The sequence below is a fragment of the Caballeronia sp. M23-90 genome, from assembly GCF_053574605.1.
Window position 1 is genome coordinate 1 of record NZ_JBSIPA010001034.1, and the last position, 271, is coordinate 271.

Below are 271 nucleotides of genomic sequence, written 5' to 3' on the forward strand. Positions count from 1 at the left end.
GACCGGCGCAATCGTGCTGGCGGCTGGCTTGCTTATCACCCTGACCGGCGTGCACACGGGCAACGCGGGAATCTTCTTTGTCGGGACGATCATTGCGGGGATGGGTTTTGGCGCGGCGTTCCAGGGCTCGTTGCGCTTGCTGCTGACCGGCGCAATCGTGCTGGCGGCTGGCTTGCTTATCACCCTGACCGGCGTGCACACGGGCAACGCGGGAATCTTCTTTGTCGGGACGATCATTGCGGGGATGGGTTTTGGCGCGGCGTTCCAGGGC

At 64.2% G+C, this 271-nt stretch carries 1 pseudogene; it reads left to right on the top strand.

Annotated elements, in window-relative coordinates:
* Window positions 1-271: pseudogene (locus tag ACRXB1_RS37665) on the top strand (MFS transporter); the annotation flags it as partial.